Annotated in this window: 16 protein-coding genes; 6 read left to right on the forward strand and 10 right to left on the reverse strand. The window is 38.2% G+C overall.

From position 1 onward, the window contains the following. Positions 1-505: 505 nt before the first annotated feature. From CIK00_RS11465 to metG, 7 genes are all read right to left on the reverse strand, one after another. Complete coding sequence (locus CIK00_RS11465) at positions 506-1,858, reverse strand: reverse transcriptase/maturase family protein (RefSeq protein WP_101768993.1); 1,353 nt, start codon at positions 1,856-1,858, stop codon at positions 506-508. A 4-nt stretch (positions 1,859-1,862) separates the two neighbouring features. Then, positions 1,863-2,417 (reverse strand): SLATT domain-containing protein, encoded by a 555-nt coding sequence (locus tag CIK00_RS11470; RefSeq protein WP_101768994.1) that lies wholly within the window; start codon positions 2,415-2,417, stop codon positions 1,863-1,865. A gap of 436 nt (positions 2,418-2,853) precedes the next feature. Beyond that, positions 2,854-3,849: a tetratricopeptide repeat protein gene (locus tag CIK00_RS11475; RefSeq protein WP_101768995.1), complete on the reverse strand. Its 996-nt coding sequence runs from the start codon at positions 3,847-3,849 to the stop codon at positions 2,854-2,856. Positions 3,850-4,058: 209 nt separating this feature from the next. Continuing rightward, positions 4,059-5,384 carry a dicarboxylate/amino acid:cation symporter gene (locus tag CIK00_RS11480; RefSeq protein ID WP_101768996.1) on the reverse strand — a complete coding sequence of 442 codons (1,326 nt, stop codon included), beginning with the start codon at positions 5,382-5,384 and terminating at the stop codon, positions 4,059-4,061. A 388-nt stretch (positions 5,385-5,772) separates the two neighbouring features. After that, a complete protein-coding gene (locus CIK00_RS11485) occupies positions 5,773-7,101 on the reverse strand; it encodes a CoA-disulfide reductase (RefSeq protein WP_101768997.1) in 1,329 nt (442 codons plus the stop codon). 72 nt (positions 7,102-7,173) lie between these two features. Next, on the reverse strand, positions 7,174-8,574 hold the full coding sequence (locus tag CIK00_RS11490) for an L-cystine transporter (protein ID WP_101768998.1): 1,401 nt from the start codon (positions 8,572-8,574) through the stop codon (positions 7,174-7,176). 348 nt (positions 8,575-8,922) lie between these two features. Next, complete coding sequence (gene metG, locus CIK00_RS11495) at positions 8,923-10,965, reverse strand: methionine--tRNA ligase (RefSeq protein WP_101768999.1); 2,043 nt, start codon at positions 10,963-10,965, stop codon at positions 8,923-8,925. Positions 10,966-11,224: 259 nt separating this feature from the next. On the opposite strand from metG, the gene apbC reads away from it, so the two are divergent. The 6 genes from apbC (at position 11,225) to CIK00_RS11525 (ending at position 19,116) form a co-directional block, all read left to right on the forward strand. Continuing rightward, positions 11,225-12,313, forward strand: coding sequence for an iron-sulfur cluster carrier protein ApbC (apbC, locus tag CIK00_RS11500; RefSeq protein ID WP_101769000.1), 1,089 nt, complete (start codon positions 11,225-11,227; stop codon positions 12,311-12,313). 149 nt (positions 12,314-12,462) lie between these two features. Then, a complete protein-coding gene (gene udk, locus CIK00_RS11505; protein ID WP_101769002.1) occupies positions 12,463-13,107 on the forward strand; it encodes a uridine kinase in 645 nt (214 codons plus the stop codon). A 187-nt stretch (positions 13,108-13,294) separates the two neighbouring features. Continuing rightward, positions 13,295-13,888, forward strand: a complete 594-nt coding sequence (dcd, locus tag CIK00_RS11510; protein WP_101769004.1) for a dCTP deaminase — start codon at positions 13,295-13,297, stop codon at positions 13,886-13,888. Positions 13,889-14,097: 209 nt separating this feature from the next. Beyond that, complete coding sequence (locus CIK00_RS11515) at positions 14,098-16,203, forward strand: AsmA family protein (RefSeq protein WP_101769005.1); 2,106 nt, start codon at positions 14,098-14,100, stop codon at positions 16,201-16,203. Between the two features lie 192 nt (positions 16,204-16,395). Next, complete coding sequence (gene yhjD, locus CIK00_RS11520; RefSeq protein ID WP_101769085.1) at positions 16,396-17,370, forward strand: inner membrane protein YhjD; 975 nt, start codon at positions 16,396-16,398, stop codon at positions 17,368-17,370. Positions 17,371-17,793: 423 nt separating this feature from the next. Continuing rightward, the gene (locus tag CIK00_RS11525) at positions 17,794-19,116 is read left to right on the forward strand and encodes an anaerobic C4-dicarboxylate transporter (RefSeq protein WP_101769006.1); all 1,323 of its coding nucleotides are present in this window, start codon (positions 17,794-17,796) and stop codon (positions 19,114-19,116) included. Between the two features lie 106 nt (positions 19,117-19,222). Here the strand turns inward: CIK00_RS11525 and CIK00_RS11530 are convergent, their stop codons facing one another. The 3 genes from CIK00_RS11530 to CIK00_RS11540 all read right to left on the reverse strand — a co-directional run bounded on the left by CIK00_RS11530 (position 19,223) and on the right by CIK00_RS11540 (position 22,097). Further along, complete coding sequence (locus tag CIK00_RS11530; protein ID WP_101769007.1) at positions 19,223-19,657, reverse strand: phosphate-starvation-inducible protein PsiE; 435 nt, start codon at positions 19,655-19,657, stop codon at positions 19,223-19,225. Between the two features lie 153 nt (positions 19,658-19,810). Continuing rightward, a complete protein-coding gene (gene cobO, locus CIK00_RS11535) occupies positions 19,811-20,416 on the reverse strand; it encodes a cob(I)yrinic acid a,c-diamide adenosyltransferase (protein ID WP_101769008.1) in 606 nt (201 codons plus the stop codon). Between the two features lie 124 nt (positions 20,417-20,540). Further along, on the reverse strand, positions 20,541-22,097 hold the full coding sequence (locus tag CIK00_RS11540) for a SulP family inorganic anion transporter (protein ID WP_101769010.1): 1,557 nt from the start codon (positions 22,095-22,097) through the stop codon (positions 20,541-20,543). Between the last annotated feature and the right edge of the window lie 139 nt (positions 22,098-22,236).

A 22,236-nucleotide genomic window follows, 5' to 3' on the forward strand; every position in this document is an offset into this window, starting at 1 on the left:
ATTCATTTTCAGTCATAGTGAGCAACATTTATTGATTCCAGTTCATAGCAAAACCTATGATCTGAATATAGTTCAACATGACATTTCTAACGGGTTCAAACCGGACATTTCTAAATGGGACCTACACGCGTAGTACGGATTAGATGCATACTGTTAAATACAGGCATTTTTAGAGAAAAGTCATATTAGGTGTCGAGTGAGAGGTCTTTATGTCTTTAAAATCGTTTATAGAGGCTATTTAACGGGTATTTGAGTCATGTCAGACTGATAAGCGATTATGGCGAGATTGATTGATAAAAATAGTCAGATTTAAAATAAATCTATTTCTAGGGGGTTTGCCTAAATTTAGATTTATTTTAAATCTAAGGAATAAGATCGCTTAGGCGGCCTTTATTGTATCTGAGCGCTACGAGGACTCTGGATCACATAAGATGGATGCTGTTAATAATTATGGTATAAAAAACACACTCGGTTAAGTGTGTTTTTGTTTCTTAATTTACGAGTATTAAGAGAATGAAGATATATCTGTTTCCATAGATTTCACTTCTCTATTGATAATATTCCAAAAATTATTTTCTATATCTTGTTCTGATAATTTTAACTTGTGTACTGGAATTCCTTTATCGTATGAAATTACTTCTTTCATGTTTTTATAATTATATGTATCAAAGTTTGGGAAATAGTTGTTATTCCATTTATTATGCTTAATTTCATGTATGGCTCTAGTTGATTTTTTTACGCCGTTGTACTCAACATGGTGTCTTATGCACAGTTTTTTAATCATGTTATCTAGATTAAATAGCATTAGCATATCGTCAATTTCTGAAAAGAAGAATAACCAACCTTTACATTTTTTATTGGAAATACAACCTGTAATTCTTAAGTTTAGTTTCCAGAATAGCAAAGCTTTTGATCGTTGCTTTCCAGCATTGGAATATGAAGTGAATAGTGCTGCTATAGCATCCTGAAATTTTTTTCTACTAGAATACCTAATTGAAGTTGTTATCTTTCTAGAAGGTTTAAGTGGTATATTTTTATTACCGTTATCCATCTTCGGATTATATATATACCCCAGATAAGAAAATTCATCATTTATAGGTTGTATTATAGTTTTATCAGAAGTTTCGCTTACTTCATGTGCTTTAAGGATCAGTGCGTTAACTTCTGTTATAAAATGATTATAAATATTTTCAGCTTCATTGTTTTTACAGAATATAAGTACATCATCAACATATCTTTTATAAAAAATATTGTATTTACTTATTTTTTCATCTATTTCATGCATGTATATTTCAGCAAGTACGTTTGAAATAGATAACCCTTGTGGGATGCCTATAATGTTTTTTTTATTTTTCTCAAAACCAGTTGAAATTGCATTTTTAATTAAAGTGATAGCCGTATCTTCAATCCCTAGCGTTTTTAGTTTTTCTTCTAAGATGTGGTGGGAAATTGTTGGGTAAAAATCTTTAATATCTATTTTTATTACAGTTTCGTACTGACCTATTTTTAAAGCGGATTTAACATCTCTTGTTGCTTGCTGTGGTACTTGAATGTTTAGGTGATCAGAAAGTTTTTTTTGGAGGTAATTGTTCAATGCTTTTAAGGCAATCCTATCTCTCAATGTAGGTATAGCAATTTGTCTTGGGTATTTATTAGCACCTTTAGAAATTAGTTTTTCTTTGTATCTAGTGAATTCATATTCTTTAAAAAACACTTTTGTAACTATAGTATTAATATCTTTACTTTGATTTTTAGCGAAGTGCTTTGGTTGTATACTATCAATGCCAGTCACTTTAGATAAAGCAAAGTTAGAAATGTATATTTTTCTTAAGTTGTCAGATGTGAATATAGAGTTCATAGCTTTACTTTTTGCATGAGAAGTAAATTATTAATAACGGTATAGATAATATTGCAATAGTTAGTAATACGTTAATAACTTTTATTGAGTAAAATAATACAAAATCGTACCATCTAGCAATTATAGTTAAGTCATCGATATTGTTAGTATTATTGTAAGCAGTAACTTTGGCATTAAGAAAATCAATCCAAGAGTGGTTTTCACAAGATTCAAGTATCTCACGATATTTTTGTGAATCTTCGTTATTCAAATGGTCTTGATATTTAACTTTTATGTAAAGAGATTGTAAGTCAATATATCCACATTTAAATTTATTGGCTCTTTCGTTATGACGGCCTAGAGAAATAAATAAAGACATACAGAAAACAAAAACGGAAAAGCAAATAAATACCTTTGATATTACATCAGGTTGTGTTTTTCCTAGTAGTAATACAGATGCAAAAACTCCGCAAAGAGAATACCAAAATAGATACCTATTCGACCAATAAGCATAGTGAAGTAGTCTACTTTCAGCATTTATCCATGATTTTCTTGTCCACCAAATACTATCTTTATTCATTACATCTCCGAATTAGTTGCCCTGCGGGAAAATTTTAAGACTATTAACGCCCTTTTTAGGGGGCTACTTCACAAGGAAGTAAGTGAGTAAATCACTTCATGATTAGAATCACCTCTATGAGAGGCTTGTATATAACACACCGACAGGGCGTGAGAATAATACACGTTATCTTGTTGCATATCATTAGATTAATGAATCATACAAATAAATAGTTACAAAAAACTGCATTTTAAAATTAATTATTATCAGAGGTCGTTTTTCTATGTCAGTGCGCATAAATAGACATACTGTTAAATACCGCCCAATTTGAGGCGGTATTTTTGTATGCGAGGTAGATTTATTTTAAATCTAAGGCGAAAATGCTTTTACGTTAAATGATTACGATTTAAATATGTTGCACAACAACAAAATAGGCACTAAAAAGCCGCGTAAATCTTTATGGAAGTATCTGTTCTTGAAGCTTTTCTGCTTTGTTAATATCTTCAGCTGACATGTGTTGTTTTATATCTTTTATCTCAGAACTGGCATCGTAACCATTATTTTCTGCAATATTATACCAAGCTAAAGCAGTACTGAAATTACTGTATGTTCCATGTCCATTACGATACGAATACCCAACCATATATTGACTATATTCATTACCTTGCATGGCACCTTTCATGAAATAACTTAATGACTTCTTATAATCAGTCTTGTTAAATCCGCATTGAGCTTTGTAGTCGGTATAGTAATAAATGTCACCCAGTTTGGCATAAGAGCGAGTGTGATTATCCGTATTTATTGCTTGCTCGAGGAGTTTAATTGCATGAGCACAGTCTTTTTTAACACCTTCACCGTTAAGGTAAGAGAGGCCTAAATTATACATCGCACTGGCATCCCCTTGTTCGGCTGATTTTTTGAACCATAGGGCTGCTTTAGTATAGTCTTGTTTGACACCTTGACCGTCGTTGTATGAAAAAGCCAATTGGTACATAGCATCGTTGTATCCCAATTTGGCAGCTGCAAGATAATACTTATTGCCTCTTTTGTAATCCTGTTGAGTACCTTCACCATCAAAGTACATAACACCTAAGCTATAAAGCACATAAGGATCTTGTTTTTGTTCTAATTGGTGATAAAGCTTGAGTGCTTCTTTGTAGTGACTATCTTCGTAATAGTAATCAGCTAGAGTTAGTGTTGCTTTAGGGTGATTTTTTTTTGCAAGCAGAACAAGGTATTTTATACCCTGTTCAATATTTTCTTGCATCATTGATTCTGATATTAAAATATTTGCTGCGTTGTAAAGAACTTCTGCATTAGCCGATGTCTCAGCTTTTTTAATAACAGTTAGATCTTCTTGAGTATATTCGTCGGCGCTTAAATCATAGGCAAAAGAAGGAGCAGAAAGGACAAGAGATATTCCTGTAGATATTAGAGTTTGACGATAGTTCATTATAATAATTCTATTTTGTTTTGTAGTTGAATTATAAAGCTATTCTGATTGTTTAAAAGATTATGAATAGAATTAATCTATGGAATGTGATCGTTGTACAATTATATGAGGTGTTTCGTTTTATGCGTGATCAATATGATTTTTCCAAACTAAAAAAAAGGGCACTTTACGTGCCCTTGAATATGGTATTCGCAAGTTTTTACTCGTTGTTATGATTTTGGTGCTTGCGGTTGAGGATTCGGATGGAAACGAACCACTTCATCTTCTGTCGCTGCTAGTGGATCATTGAAACGTTCAATATCCATTTCACCTTCAGATTTAGCAACAATACAGGTTACGACACTATCACCCGTGATGTTAACGGCGGTACGTACCATATCAAGTAGACGGTCAACACCCATAATCAATGCGATACCTTCAACAGGTAGACCTACTTGGTTAAGTACCATTGCAAGCATAATCAGACCAACCCCAGGAACACCTGCCGTACCGACTGATGCCAATGTTGCGGTTAGAATAACCATGATGTAATCATTCATCGAAAGGTCAATATTAAACGCTTGAGCAATAAATACCGTTGCCACACCTTGCATGATGGCGGTGCCGTCCATGTTAATGGTTGCACCAAGGGGAACCGTAAATGAGGCAATCTTGTTATTAACACCTAAACGCTTAGTGGCTGTTTCCATTGTAACGGGAATGGTGGCATTGGATGATGCGGTTGAGAACGCAAACATTACAGCATCTTCCATTTTCTTGAAGAACGTAATTGGGCTCAAACCGGTAAATACTTTTAGCATTACGCTATAAGTGACCAATGCATGCAGTAATAGAGCAGCGACTAAGACGAGGAAGTAATTAATTAAGCTAAAGATCGCATCTAAGCCTAAACCTGTGAACAATTTCGCCATTAAGAAGAACACACCGTATGGGGCAATGTTCATCAATAAAGCCACCAGCTTCATGATCACTTCATTTAAATCGGCAAATACTGCTGCCAGACGTTCACCTGGTTTGCCAGCGGCACTGATTGCGATACCAAATAAAACGGCAAATACAATAATCTGTAAGGTATTACCATTTGCCATTGCGCTGATTGGGTTGGTTGGGAACATGCCCACAATAACGCTACCTAGCGATGGTGCTTCTTTAGATGCAAATGTTGTTGCAGCACTTAAATCGGCCCCTGCACCTGGTTGGAAGATATTTGCCATGGTCAGCGCAAGGGTAATGGCTAAGGCTGTAGTGGTGAGATAAAACGCTAAGGTTTTACCACCAAGGCGGCCAAGTGTTGCTAAATCTTTTAATGAGCTTGTACCACAAACCAGTGAGACAAAAACCAGAGGTACAACGAGCATTTTTAAGCTGGCAATAAAGATTTTGCCACCAACATCAAACAGGCCATCTACGATGTAGTTATTAACAAAAGCGACATCAGCAAAAAGGGAACGGATCATAAATCCTGTCAGAATACCTAAAACCATACCGAGTATAACTCGGCCAGTCAGTGACATTTTTTTCTTTTCTGTGGTCATTAATATTTATCCTTAATATTTATTTCTCTCTGTCCATCGATTATCAGAGTGCGTTCGAAGAGTAGCAGTTATTTGTCTGTTAACGTGAAGTAATAATTGTTATTAACTGCTAAAATCTGCGTTAAGTCACAAATTTTATACTGATTTAATGTTTATAAAATCTATTTTTAACTAATATTTAACATAAATCGCGATTTGAATGTATAAATGAGTAATAAAACGTTATTTTTTCGAGGAATATGATCGGGATTTTCGATAAATAGTTGTAAGAGAATAATGTAGGAAGGATATTGATGATGTTTATAACAGGGAGGAGACTACGTACTTTTTCTTTATAGATGCTAAAAAAGTACGTAGCTTGTGTCGTTATTATTTATAGATAAAGCGATTATTTAGCCACATTACCCGCGACATTCATAATATCCCAAGTACGTGCAAATGGCGGCGCATAGGCAAAATCCATCATACCTAGTTGTTCGGTTGTTGCGCCAAGACTGATGGCAACGGCAAGGGCATCAACACGGTGAACAGCCCCTTTATTACCGATCATTTGACCACCAAGTAATTGTTTATTATCAGAACGGTAAATTAATTTAATATAAAGTGGTGATTGGCCTTCACAGTAGTTGGTGTGGCATTTATCACTAATATACACGGTGCTGTAATCAATATTAGCTTGTTGAGCTTCACGCTCTGAGAGTCCGGTGCGAGCGGCTTCTAAGCCTAAAACTTTGACACAACTGGTACCTAATGTACCGTCATAACGGAGATTTTTTCCTGCGATATTCTCACCGACTAAGCGCCCCATTTTATTAGCGCCTGTTGCGAGTGGAATATAAACAGGCTGCTGTAACTGTGCATGCCAAATGGTAGCGCAATCGCCTGCCGCCCAAATATTATCTATTGATGTTTTTCCTTGCTGATCAATGATTATTGCGCCATTGGCTAAACGTTCAATGCCTGTTGCGGCAATAAAATCTGTATTCGGTTTAACGCCAGTACAGCAGATCACTAGATCGGTCGCATAAATATCTTTATCGGTTTTAATGCTAGTAACACGATCATCACCAATAATTTCACACACTGATTCTTTAAGGTGAATTTGTACACCAGCGTGTTCAAGTTCAGGTTGAAGATGTTGGCTGATTTCAGTATCAAACGCATCGGGAATTAAGCAGGCGGCACGTTCAATTAAGCGTACTGTTTTACCTTGATGGATCATCGCTTCAGCCACTTCTAAGCCAATAAAACCTGAACCAATAATCGTTACATGTTGGCATAGTGGATCGGCAAGGGCGGTTTTAATGTCTAAACCATCTTGCATACGACGTAATGAATAAACCCCTTGTTTTTCAAGGCCAGCTATTGGGGGGAATATTTCTTTAGCACCCGTTGCAATCATTAAACGATCATAATGGGTAACGAGTGTTTCCCCTTGATGTTCAACGGTGAGTTGCTGCTGTTGTGGGTCGAGATCAACAACGCGATGTTGAGTTAAGACCTGAATCCCTTTTTCTGCAAATTGTGCTGGGGTAAATTCTGCCATGAAATTGGCATCAGAAAATTCATCACCAATATAATAAGGTAATCCACAGGCACCAAAAGAGATCACATTAGAGGCTTCATAAACAACAATCTCAGCGGTTGGGTTAATGCGTTTTGCTTTTGCTGCGGCACTCATACCTGCGGCTTCGCCACCAATAATGATAATTTTCATACTATTGTCTTTTCCTTAAAAAATGGAGAAGGGAGGCAATACACCTCCCTTAAAACGAATGTTTACTATTGATTAAGCTGCTGATTCTTCGCCATCTAAGTTAATGGTTTCATCACTATTAAAAATAGCCATGTCGGTTTCGCCCATTACTTTACTGGTGATTACACCTGCGGTGATTGAACCTGATACGTTAAGTGCAGTACGACCCATATCAATAAGCGGCTCGATTGAAATTAAAAGACCGGCAAGTGCCACTGGCATATCCATTGCTGATAGTACTATTAATGCTGCAAATGTTGCGCCACCACCAATACCTGCCACCCCAAAAGAACTCACGGTAATAATTGTGACTAAAGTACATAGAAAGCCGAAATCCATTGGGTTGATACCCACAGTTGGTGCAATCATCACTGCAAGCATGGCAGGGTAAATACCCGCACAACCATTTTGACCAATGGTTGAACCAAAAGAGGCGGAGAAGTTAGCAATTCCAGACGGAACACCGAGGCATTTTTCTTGGGTTTGCACGTTCATTGGAATTGAACCTGCACTGGTGCGAGATGTGAAAGCAAAAGCCAGCACTGGAATGATTTTTTTAAAATGGCGTACTGGGTTAAGACCAACAATGGCAACAAGTGCTAAGTGAATCATAAACATTAAAATTAAGGCGGCATATGAAGCAAAAACGAAGTTGGCAAGGTTTACAATATCGGTGTAGTTAGAGCCTGAAATAACCTTGGTCATTAGTGCTAATACGCCAAATGGGGTTAGACGTAATACTAACGTTACCATACGCATAACAATCGCTTGAGTGACTTTAATAAAGCCTTCAAATTGGGCGAAGATTTCAGGTTTTTTCTTGGCAATACCCGTTGCAGATAAGCCAATAAAAATAGAGAAGATAACAACAGCAATAGTTGAAGTACGACGCGCACCCGTCATGTCTAAGAATGGGTTGGCAGGAATAAACTCAATCACTAATTTAGCAAACGACATTGCTTCTACATTAGAAAGGGTTGATTCAAGGCTTTTCGCACGCGCCATTTCAGCGGCACCTGATGTAAGCCCTTCTGCGGTAAGGCCAAAAAGGTTAGCCATTAGGATACCAACACAAGCGGCAATCATGGTGGTAACAATCAGCACCCCAAGGGTGAGACTGCTTATTTTTCCTAATGAAGTGCCACCATTTAGTTTAAGAATGGCAGAGATGATAGATACCATCACTAATGGAATAATGATCATTTGTAGCAGACGCACATAACCAACGCCGACAATATCAAAATATTCAATTGATGTTTTGATGACCTCAGAGCCAGCACCATAAAAGACTTGTAGCGCAGCACCAAAGGCAATACCTAAACCTAGACCAGCAAACACACGTTTAGTAAAACTGTAGTGTTTATTTTGCATATGATATAGAAATGCTATCAAGCCAACAAATATGGCGAGGTTCGTTACAATACCTAAAGTCATCATGAGTCCTTCATATCAAATAAAAAAATGGGTTATTTTTATTGTTCCTATCTATTTAGGGTTAAATTTTGCTGGTTTTATGAATAATTACAAGCAAATTAACGCAATCAATGTAAGTGATATTGTCAGAAGGGAAAACGATCAAGATCGCTAATTATGAACGAGAGATGAATATTTGTTTATAAAATTAGAGTTTGCAGCGGAGCTAGATCAACATTCAACAACCTATTAACAAGCGGTCGTAAGGTGATAGGTTTGGTGTTCTATAAAGCGGGGGGATGTGTAAAAAAAGATAAAAAAATACCGATAACAGTGTTATCGGTATCGAGAATTAAGATGCAGTGTAAATTACATTACACGCATACCTGGCTGAGCACCTTCATGAGGTTCTAAGATCCATAGATCTTTACCACCAGGGCCCGCTGCAAGGATCATACCTTCAGACATGCCGAATTTCATTTTACGCGGTTTTAGGTTAGCAACCATTACCGTCATTTTACCAACAAGCTCTTCTGGTGTGTAAGCTGATTTAATACCAGAGAATACTTGACGCATTTCACCACCGATATCCAATTGGAATTTCAGTAGTTTGTCTGCTTTTGGCACCGCTTCACAAGAAACAATTTTAGCGATACGCATATCAATTTTAGCAAAATCATCAAACTCGATTTCAGCTTCAATTGGCTCATCTGTTAATGGGCTTTTTGGTTGGGCCGCTTCAATCGCTGCTTTATCAGCCGCTGCTTCTTCTTTAGATGCTTCAACCATTGCCGCAACATGTGCAGGATCGATACGATTAAACAATGCCTTGAACTTAGTAACTTCATGGTTTGTTAATGGTGTTTCGATGCTTTCCCACGTTAGCGTTTCATTTAAGAAAGCTTCAGTACGCTCGGTAAGTTTTGGCATTACAGGTTTTAGGTAAGCCATTAATACGCGGAACAGGTTGATACCAACAGTACAGATTTCCTGTAGCTCTTGATCTTTACCTTCTTGTTTCGCCACAACCCAAGGTGCTTTTTCATCAACATACTGGTTAGCTTTATCAGCCAGTGCGGTGATTTCACGAATAGCGCGACTGTATTCACGGTTTTCATAAAGATCACCAATACGTGTTGCTGCGCCAACGAATTCAGCGTAAAGCTCAGGCTCTGAAAAATTCTCAGATAACATGCCGTCAAAACGCTTAGCAATAAAGCCTGCGTTACGTGATGCTAGGTTAACAATCTTGTTCACAACATCGCTGTTTACGCGTTGAGTGAAATCTTCAAGATTAAGGTCGAGATCATCAATACGGTTGTTTAGTTTTGCTGCGTAGTAGTAACGTAGGCATTCAGGATCAAGGTGGTTTAAGTAAGTACCCGCCTTGATAAATGTACCTTTAGACTTCGACATCTTCGCGCCATTTACCGTTACGTAACCATGTACGAATACGTTATTTGGCTTACGGAAACCAGCGCCATCTAGCATTGCAGGCCAGAATAGGCTGTGGAAGTAAACAATGTCTTTACCGATGAAGTGGTAAAGCTCTGTTGAACTGTCTTTGTTCCAGAACTCGTCAAAATCAAGATCATCGCGCTTATCACAAAGGTTCTTAAATGAACCCATGTAGCCGATTGGTGCATCTAGCCATACGTAGAAGTATTTGCCAGGTTCGCCAGGGATCTCAAAACCGAAGTAAGGTGCATCACGAGAAATATCCCACTGGTGTAGGCCAGACTCGAACCACTCTTGCATCTTGTTTGATGTTTCATCTTGAAGTGCACCAGATTTAGTCCACGCTTTTAGCATGTCTTCAAACTGTGGCAAATCAAAGAAGAAATGCTCTGAATCTTTCATGATTGGTGTTGCGCCAGACACTGCTGATTTTGGATTAATCAGATCAGTTGGGCTGTAGGTTTCACCACAGTTATCACAGTTATCACCGTATTGATCTTCAGCTTTACACTTAGGGCATGTGCCTTTTACAAAGCGATCAGGTAAGAACATTTCTTTCTCAGGGTCAAATAACTGAGAAATAGTACGGCTAGTAATAAAGCCTTTGTCTTTTAGCTGGGTGTAAACAAAAGAAGCAAGTTCACGGTTTTCAGGTGAATGCGTGCTGTGGTAGTTGCTAAAGTTAATATCAAAACCAGCGAAGTCAGCTTGGTGTTCTTTGCTTACTTCTGCAATCATTTGCTCAGGTTCTACACCCATCTGCTGTGCCTTAAGCATGATTGGAGTGCCGTGTGCGTCGTCTGCACAGATGAAATGAACTTCATTGCCACGAAGGCGCTGGTAGCGAACCCAAATATCCGCTTGAACATGCTCTAGCATGTGACCTAAGTGGATAGAACCGTTAGCGTACGGCAGGGCGCAGGTCACCAGAATTTTTCTTGGATTAGCAGCCATAATTACTTCTTTCGCTCATGATGGGTAAAAAAACATAGCTGCAAATACTACCTGATGGACAGCATATTGACTAGCGTCAGATACTGATTTATCTGTTTTAGGACGGGGGAAATCGGGCAGAAAGGGTACTTTGGTGGTAGCATGATAAAAAAGAGGAAGATATTACCCCGCAGCATCAACGTTACTGGTTGTTTTCTATACTAATACTGTGACGTAGATGTTGTTAATAAGTGATGACATTTATGTGGAGTGCTAATTTATGGCAATAGAAACAAACCATTTCGATAGCGTTGGGGATATTCGCCAATGGCTAAATCAATTTGAACATCCACTATTGAGCGTGGAATGGGCTGATGTGCCGCATTTTGTCTCGGTATCAGCTGACGGTGTTATCATCATCACAATCCCATTTGCAGCCAATGAATTAGCGCAACAATTACGCCTATGGATTGCAGAGCAGCAACAACAAGGTATTGTGAATTCAGCGTTAAATTTTGATGTTCGCTGTCGAGTGGCAACGTTAGCTGTGGCTGACAAACAACCACTTAACGGGGTTAAAAACATTATTGTTGTGAGCTCTGCTAAAGGCGGTGTGGGTAAGTCTACAACGTCGGTTAACTTAGCTTTGGGTTTACAGCAACAAGGTGCCAAAGTCGGCCTATTAGATGCGGATATTTATGGTCCATCAGTCCCGATGATGTTGGGTGCAATGGATGAAAAACCACAATCATCTGATGGCAAGATGATGTTGCCAATAGAAGCACATGGTTTATATACCAACTCAGTGGGTTATTTAGTGCCAGCAGAAAGTGCCACTATTTGGCGTGGTCCTATGGCATCGAAAGCATTGTCGCAAATTATCACTGAAACATGGTGGCCTGATCTGGATTACCTTGTGATTGATATGCCACCAGGTACGGGTGATATTCAATTAACATTATCACAGCAAATTCCAGTTACTGGCGCGATAGTGGTGACAACGCCGCAAGACTTAGCGTTAGCTGATGCGATTAAAGGCATTAGTATGTTCAATAAAGTCGATGTACCTGTGCTCGGTATTGTTGAAAATATGAGTTATCACATTTGTAGCAATTGTGGTCATCAAGAGCATATTTTTGGTACGGGTGGCGCGGCTAAAATGGCACAAGATTATGCAGTACCGTTATTGGCACAATTGCCATTAGATATCAAAATTCGTCAAGATATTGATAACGGTACACCAACCGTTATTGCATCGCCTGAATCAGAACAAGCGGCAGCATACATTATGTTAGCAGCCAATATTGCTAGTCGACTATATTGGCAAGGTGAAACGGTTGCTGAGCAGATTACTATTCGTACAATGTAACGGTTAATCAAACAAAACCCGTTGATATTATAATCAGATATGACAGATGCCTCATTTTTACTGGTATCTGTCATAGCAACTGCTTATAATCGGAGGGTTTAATTTATCCAAATTCGCCTTGCTACGTGGTCTAATAGGTACTTTCTGATATGTCTGAAACTTCACACCAATGCGTTATTATCGGTATTGCAGGCGCTTCTGCTTCCGGTAAAAGTCTGATTGCCAGTACAGTTTATAAAGAGTTAAAAGAGAAAGTCGGCGATCATCAGATCGGTGTAATCACGGAAGATTGTTACTATAACGATCAAAGCCACCTATCAATGGAGGATCGTGTTAAAACTAATTACGATCATCCAAGTGCACTAGATCATAATTTATTATGTGATCATTTAGAGCAGTTAATGAAAGGTGAAGCAGTAGAAGTACCACAATATAGCTACAACGAGCATACTCGTTTACAAGAAAGCACCACGATGACACCGAAAAAAGTGATCATTTTAGAAGGTATTTTATTGTTAACTGAGCCTCGTTTGCGTGACATTATGCATGCTAGTATCTTTATGGATACGCCATTGGATATCTGTTTATTACGTCGTTTACAACGTGATGTTGCTGAGCGTGGTCGTACAATGGAATCAGTCTTGATTCAATATCAAAAAACAGTACGTCCAATGTTCATGCAGTTTATTGAACCATCAAAACAATATGCAGATATTATTGTTCCTCGTGGTGGTAAGAACCGTATCGCAATTGATGTGTTAAAAGCACATATCGCTAAATTGCTACGTTCGTAATGATTTAAAATAAATAAGGCTGACAATATGTCAGCCTTATTTTTATAGTTATAATTGTTGGTTATAACCCCGTCACCCGTTGCTGAACCATCAACGACATTAAGTCTTACTGATGTGTTTTGTTATACCACTCTCATGTGCTAAGCACTGACAGGATAGAGTGTGTATTATGCAGGAGAGAGATTAAATGAGACTTTGCGATAGAGATATCAGGGCTTACCTTGATGAAGGCAAAATCAGCATTGAACCACGACCATCTGATGATTGTATAAGTGGCCTAACGATTGATGTAAGCCTTGGGAATAATTTCCGCGTCTTTAATGATCATGGTGCGCCATTTATTGATCTATCCGGTAAAAAAGAAGATGTCGCCACTCAACTTGAAAAAGTAATGAGTGATGAGATTATTGTCGCAGAAGAAGAAGCCTTTTTTCTTCATCCGGGTCAGCTTGCACTAGCGGTTACTCATGAGTCAGTGACATTACCCGATAACATTGTTGGTTGGTTAGACGGTCGTTCATCATTAGCGCGTTTAGGCTTAATGGTGCATGTAACTGCGCATCGTATTGATCCCGGTTGGTCAGGACGTATTGTGCTTGAATTTTATAATTCAGGTCGTTTACCATTAGCGTTACGACCACATATGCCTATTGGTGCGTTAAGTTTTGAGACCTTATCGGGTCCGGCGGAAAAACCGTATAACAAGCGTGTTGATGCGAAATATAAAAATCAGCAAGGTGCGGTAGCAAGTCGTATTAATGAAGACGACAAGCAACGTTAATCTTTTTAGATGCTAATTATTGTTGTTATCGTCAAAAGTTTATTAAAGGCAGCCTTCGGGTTGCCTTTTGTTTAGCTATTATGTTTATGATGAACTAATCTTGGTGTCAATGGTCTTAATGACATTGATTTATAAGGTTAATTTTAAACAAATTATTTTTGCATAGTCCACTATGAATGGTGACGTTCTATGCATATCCGAGGGGCATAATGAAAAAAATACTGTATATATTACTCGGGCTGATTTTATTAGTCGTGATTGGTATTGGCGCGCTAGTTACCTTTGTTAACCCTAATCAGTTTAAGCCGTTGCTGACTGAACAAGTTAAAAAAATGACGGGGCGAGACTTAGTTATTAATGGTGATATTAACTGGCGTTTTTTCCCTACATTAGGATTAAGTGTTGGTGAAACTGAATTTCGAAATCCCAAGGGGTTTGCTGAGCCTAATTTAGTGCAGTTTAAACAAGCAGACTTATCAGTATCAGTTTTACCGTTATTGTCTCAACATCTTGATATTGGTGAAATGCGTTTAGATGGTGCGCATGTTTTTGTTCAAACTTTAGCAAATGGTCATACTAACCTTGATGGTTTAATGGCTAAAAAAGCAGAAGCTGAAACAACAACGACAAAAAATACGATCACGAATCATGATCAAAAGGCACAGTGGAAAGTATCAGTTGCAGGTATTAAGTTAGTTAATGCGAGTGCCGATGTACGTAATGATCAAACCAAGATGGTTGCACAACTTAATCACGTTAATTTCACGCTTGATAGCTTTCAGCCACAAACATGGACTAAAGCAACCTTTAATGTGCAAGGCCATGTCAACGCATTAACCTTTAGTGCGCAGGGTAGTACCGATCTTAATTTAGCGGCTAATTATAAGAATGTTAAGTTAAAAGCATTATCGGCTACCATGAGTATGATCGATGGCAATCTTGATATCAAAAATGCACAATTAGGGCTTGATCAATTTACACTGGGTCAGTGGTCAAATGTGACTTTTTCAGTGGATGGTAAAGTACCCAATCTAAACTTTGATACTCATGGTGTTGCTAAAATGAAATTAGCGCCAGATCATAATGTTATTACGGTTCAAGGACTGAAAATAACTAATGATTTAGTGGGTAAAATGCTGCCTCGTCCAACAATAAATTTAGTGGTTGATGCTGATGCAACATATGATATTAGTCAAAAATTAGCATTAATCAGTCAGGTTACTATTAATGCTAACGGCACAAAAGTAGCCGGCTCTGGTTCATATTTAGCCGCTGCAATTCCGGATATTCGTTTTGCATTATCAAGCGATAATATTGATGTTGATAGTTGGTTGCCTACAAAATCAGTTGCTACAAATAATAATACGGCAAAAGCGGCGGCTGCGATGAATTCGCCTGCTAATACCAATTTTAATACCAAGACAGATATTTCTACGCAAGAACCTGATCTTAGTGCGCTAAAAAATATCGATTTGGCGGGTATGATAGCGATTAAGCAGTTAACGGTAGATAATGCTGATATAGCGAATGTTAAGGTTGTGACCTCGGTAAAACAAGGTATTGCGACCATCAATCGTTTTGAAGCTAATTTATATGGCGGTAAGGTAACAGGTAGTGCTTCCATTGATGTCAATAGTACTTTACCGAGATACCATTTAAAAAATACTGTATCTAATGTGGATCTATTACCATTATTAAAAGCAGTTGCAAATAATAAGCTACTTGCTGGTAAAGCTAATATCACCACAGATTTACGTGGACATGGTTTATCTGAAGCGAATATTCGCCATAATATTGTAGGTTCGATTAAGGTTAATGTTTCAGATGGTTCGGTGTATGGGGTTAATATTCCAGATTTACTGCGCAATGCGAAAGCTAAATTAAAAGGCGAAGCTGAAACTGATACTGCAAAGAAAACAGATTTTTCAGCATTAACTGCGACCTTAAAATTAGATCATGGCATTGCAGCAACGGATAACTTCCATTTAGCATCACCGTTAATTGCAATTGTAGGTCAAGGTAAAACCAGTCTTGTTAATGAAAGTATTGATCTGATGATTAATTCTGAGATTGTTGCTAGTGGTAAAGGACTGGATAAAATCAAAGGTATTGCCGTTCCTATTCATGTTACTGGTACTTGGCAACAGCCTAAATATAACTTAAATATTAAAGACTTATTTAAGAATAATGCAGAGCTAGAGAGTAAAGCTAAGAAAGAAATCAATCGAGGCTTAGAAAAATTGTTTGGCGATAAAGCAAAAGATGACAATATTAAAAATGTCGCAGATAAACTACTGAAAGGGTTATTTAATTAATATTGACCAAGTAGTGCTATTGCTAACGTAAAGTATAATAGAAGAGGTTTGCTGTTATCGGCAAACCTTTTATTTTTTAACTATATAATCAATTAAGTAGCAGGTATGTAACGGCTTGTTATTATTAGATTGGATTTGTTTTTATCCATGACTAATATTATTGAGTATTTTTATGGTACCAGCAGTAAAATTATGACTAATAAAACGATACCTTCTGAAAAATCGACGTTACTCTCTAAAATAAGGGGAGTAATAACCTTTGTCGGCAATGCCATCAAAGCCCTACCACCAATTGACCATTTTATTCGCGCAGCAGATCGCTTTAATGATCGTTTAGGCAGCCAGTTTGGTGCAGCAATTACCTATTTCTCATTTTTATCACTAATACCCATTTTAATGGTGCTGTTTGCTGCCGCAGGTTTTATTTTAGCGTCAAACCAAGTATTGCTGACAAACATTATTGATAAAATTGTTGCTGGGGTGACGGATCCAAATTTAGCGAATACTTTAAAGCAAATGGTACAAACGGCTATTAGCCAGCGTACAACCGTCGGTTTAAGTGGTTTGGCGATTGCACTCTATTCTGGTATTAGTTGGATGGGCAACTTACGTGAAGCCGTACGGGCGCAAACTCGTGATGTGTGGGAGCGTAAACCGGAAGATAAAGAACATATTTTACTGCAATATTGTAAAGATCTTATTGGATTAACCGGATTGGTTGCAGCATTGATTTTTACGGTGGTATTAACGTCGGTTGCAGGTTCAGCACAAGCTATGATTGTTGATGCATTAGGCCTTGGCGGTATTACGTGGTTACGACCTGTATTAACGACGATTGCATTAACTATTTCTATTTTAGCGAACTATCTGATGTTTCTATGGATATTTTGGATGTTGCCTCGTCGCCGCTTTAACCGTAAGACATTAATGCAAGGAACGTTATTGGCAGCAATTGGTTTTGAAGCAATTAAGTTTGCGATGACATTCTTATTGCCTAAATTAGCTAGCTCACCATCAGGTGCGGCCTTTGGTTCTATTATTGGTTTAATGGCTTTCTTCTATTTCTTTGCACGATTGACCTTATTCTGTGCCGCTTGGATAGCAACAGCCAAAGAAAATCGACCTGATTATGATGTTGTCGTTGATGGTGCTATTGAAGAAGAATAGCAAGATAGACATGGTTATTTTATAGTCATTAAAAAGGATAGCTTTGTCGCTATCCTTTTTTGGTTTTTACGATGTTGTTACAATATAAGCGTCATAGAATGCGGTATACAACAGTATTTATTGCATAATGATGACTATTGGTATCGGAGTGTAAGTCATCGGTATGATTTATTTATCAGCTACTGCCTGAATAATGTTACTTAGTCGTGTTTTTTTTGTGATTATTAATACTTTAACGAGTAAGTAAGTTGTTTTTATGGCGCAGTAGTTATTGGTGATAGTTCCCAGAAGTGAAATTTTGTGATTATTTCTATTACATAATATGATATTTATCAATATACCTGATTGATATAAGAGGCATTTTACTCCTAATAATAGGTACTTTGGTTAATAAAGTATCAATGATATATAAGGAGATAGGTCATGTTGTATTTGGAATTTTTATTCCTGTTGTTGGTGCTGTATGCAGGTAGTCGCTTTGGTGGTATTGGATTAGGGGTTGTTTCGGGATTAGGTTTGCTGGTGGAAGTGTTTATCTTCCGTATGCCACCGACATCACCACCGATTACCGTGATGTTGATTATCCTTGCAGTGGTTACATGTGCATCCATTCTTGAGGCTGCTGGTGGCTTAAAATACATGCTGCAAATAGCAGAACGTATTTTACGAAGTAATCCTAAGCGCGTTACTATTGTTGGCCCGCTAGTGACTTATATTATGACCTTTATGTTAGGTACAGGTCATGCGGTGTATTCAATTATGCCAATTATTGGTGATGTTGCCCTTAAAAATGGTATTCGTCCAGAGCGTCCAATGGCGGCTTCATCTGTTGCTTCTCAACTTGCGATTACTGCCAGTCCTATTTCGGCAGCTGTCGTTTATTATCTCGCACAATTATCAACAATCACTGACTCTATCCATTTATTATCCATTTTGATGGTGACTATTCCTGCAACCTTAGGCGGTACATTGTTGTTGTCATTGTACAGCTTACGCCGTGGTAAAGAGTTAGCTGATGATCCTGAATATCAACGTCGTTTGAAAGATCCAGTTTGGCGTGAACAAATTTTGCATACCACTAAAACGTCATTGAATGAACAATTACCACGTTCTGCTATGCATGCAGTGATCTTGTTTATTGTCGCGTTAGTCACGATTGTTATTGTCGCGATGGTGCCAGAAATTAGAACTATTGGTGATGCAAAACCGATTTCAATGGCATTAATTATTCAAATGATGATGTTAGGATTTGGTGGCTTAATTCTATTAGTGACACGTACTAATGTGCAGAAAGTGCCTGAAGGGGTAGTGTTTAAATCAGGAATGGTAGCAGCAATTGCTATTTTTGGTATTGCTTGGATGAGTGATACTTATTTCCAATACGCGATGCCATCGTTTAAATCAGGCATTACTGAAATGGTGCAAGGTTACCCGTGGACATTTGCGTTGGCATTATTCACTGTTTCTGTTGTGGTGAATTCACAAGCAGCAACAGCACGGATGATGTTACCTGTAGGTTTAGCTATGGGATTAAACCCAGCGTTATTAATTGGTTTAATGCCAGCGACATACGGTTATTTCTTTATTCCTAATTATCCTTCAGATATCGCAACCGTTAACTTTGATGTAACAGGTACTACTCAAATTGGTAAGTGGTACTTTAACCATAGCTTTATGATGCCTGGTTTAATTGGTGTTATTTCAGCATGTTGTATTGGTTATACACTTGCACAAATCGTTATTTAGCAGTAATTCGTCTCATTTTGTTGTGAATGGCTTTTTAAATAGCAAAGGGCGAATTATTTGATTCGCCCTTTTAAATTTAAAGCGTGCTGTATTTTAAATCTGATAATTAATCGTCAACTTGCTTTTTACCCGGCTCTTCTGGTTCATCATAAGGCCAATAGTGATGGCCAATTCGAATCAAAACGGTAGCGGCGGCTAAAATAAAGGCCGCGAGTGATAACCAAATAATAAAGGGTCCATCAAGCTCTTTCATACCAAGAGTAATATAACGAGCGATAGCCATAATCGCAATATACAACGGATAACGGACAGGGATCTTACCGTGAGCAACAAATTGCTGCACCATTGCAAGAATTTCGAGATAAATGAACATTAATAAAATATCTGTTAACTGAATATTACGGTTAACAAACACATAAATAAATTCATTCACCATTGCAATAACGGTCGCTAAGGTAATGGCTATTAATAATATCGCTTCTAAAATATGAAAAACTTTCAGAAACGGTTTACTAAATGAGTTAGGTAAATGAGATGGCATACTTTCTCCAGCACTGAGGCTGTTTATTTTATTTTTATACATGTAGCTAGTATAAGATTTATTGCTTATCCAGATAGCAAAATATCACCGAGTCTAACTACATGCTTGTTTATTGAACAATATGAATTTATATGTGTAGCACCTTATTTACAATTACCAATCAATGCCTTTGCGCGCTTTGATTCCTTGTTCAAAAGCATGCTTTACATTGCGCACTTCAGAAACGGTATCTGCAATATCAATTAAACGACGATGAGCCGCGCGTCCTGTAATAATAACGGTTTGTTGTGAGGGTCTTGCGTTGATCGCGTTAATGATTTCATCTAAATCAACATAGTCGTAAGTTACCATATAAGTCAGCTCATCAAGCAACACTACATCTAATTTATCATCCGCTAGCATTGCTTTACAATCAGCCCATGTCGCTTGAGCTGCGAGTGTATCTGCGGCTTTATTTTGGGTTTCCCATGTAAAGCCGGTTGCCATGACAGAAAACACTACGCCATGTTGTTGTAGCAGATTACGTTCGCCACAATCCCAGGTGCCTTTGATAAATTGACCAACGCCACATTGTTGACCATGGCCGACAGCGCGCGCGATCATTCCAAAGCCAGAGGTTGATTTTCCTTTACCGTTACCCGTAATAACCAGTACTAATCCTCGCTCTTGTTGCGCGGCATTAATTTTGTTGTCAACCTGTTCTTTTAAACGTTGCTGACGGGCTTGGTGACGTTCGTCCTTGGTAGTTAAATCAACCATAATTTCCTCTTTGGTAACATTGCTACATTTAGCATAAATACAATCATAATGTATAAATGATTATAAATGAAAGCCCGTGCAGTCACAGGACTACACGGGCTTTTATTTTGGCGTATTACGTTGATTAGCCTAGAACATCCGTTGCAACTTTGTAGGTTGGATCTTCTAGCATGTTCACTTCAACTAGATTACCTGCTTTTTGCAGTAATCGACGACATTCAGGACTAAGGTGACGAATATGCAGGGTTTTGTTACGGCTTGCGTAACGTTCTGCAAGTGTATCAATCGCTTCAATGGCTGAGTGGTCAGCAACACGTGAATGGGCAAAATCAATAATCACGGTTTGTGGATCATTAGGTGCGTCAAATAAGTCAAGGAAACGAGATGCTGAACCAAAGAATAATGGGCCATTAATTTGGTACACTTTTGCGCCATCGTTATCAATGTAAGAACTGGTATAAATTTGTTTTGCATGGTTCCACGCAAATACCAATGCCGAGTAAATAACACCAACAAACACCGCAACAGCAAGATCCGCTGCAACCGTTACACAAGTAACAAGAATAATAGTAAAGAAGTCATGTTTAGGTACTTTACGTAGCATGCGTAAACTTGCCCACTCAAACGTACCAATAACAACCATAAACATCACACCAACCAGCGCAGCCAGTGGGATCATCTCAATGAATGCTGATCCAAACAAAATAAACACTAATAAACCAATGGCAGCAGTAATGCCCGATAAACGGCCACGACCACCAGAGTTAATGTTGATCATTGATTGGCCAATCATGGCACAACCACCCATTGCGCCGAAAACTGAACAAGTAATATTAGCCAGACCTTGGCCGACACATTCACGGTTACCGTGGCCGCGAGTATTGGTCATTTCGTCAATAACAGTCAGTGTCAGTAATGATTCGATTAAACCTACCGCGGCAAGAATTAAAGAATAAGGCAGAATAATTTTAAGGGTCGCTAGATTAAAACCAACATCGGGTAGGGCAAAAGTAGGTAATGAACCCGCAAGGGTCGCATTAGCATCACCACTCATTGTACGGACGAAATCGACGACAGTACGTGAATCTAGACCTAATATATGCACCAACGCTGTTACGGTCAAAATGGCAACTAACGAAGAGGGGACCGCTTTGGTGAGTTTAGGTAAAAAGTAAATGATGGACATGGTTAATAATACTAATCCCAGCATGATGTATAGCTGAGTACCGTGCATCCATTCAAGACCACCCGTCAGTGATGGCACTTTAAATTGGCCTAATTGCGCCAAGAAAATAACAATCGCAAGGCCGTTTACAAAACCTATCATTACAGGATGTGGCACCATGCGAATAAATTTACCGAGGCGGAAGACACCTGCGAGTATTTGGAATACACCCGCTAACATCACAGCAGCAAATAAGTATTGAATACCATGTTGGGCAACAAGGCTAACCATAACGACAGCCATTGCCCCTGTAGCACCAGAGATCATGCCAGGACGACCGCCAAAGATGGCTGTAATTAAACCGACAATAAATGCAGCGTATAGACCAACCATAGGATCTACGCCTGCGACAAAAGCAAAAGCAACGGCTTCTGGTACTAGAGCAAGTGCTACAGTTAATCCAGATAGAATGTCATTTTTGACTGATTGTTGTGAGACTTGAGGAAATTCAGGCATATATTAGGCGTACTTCTCTTCGCTAAAATGAATGGATAGTTAACATATATTGAGTAACAGAATGTTACCGAAAGATTTACAATGCTTCAACTTAAGACGCTAAAAGGTCTAAAGATGTGCTTGTATAGCATATTAATTA

The sequence above is a fragment of the Photobacterium carnosum genome (genome assembly GCF_002849605.1).
Classification (GTDB): domain Bacteria; phylum Pseudomonadota; class Gammaproteobacteria; order Enterobacterales; family Vibrionaceae; genus Photobacterium; species Photobacterium carnosum.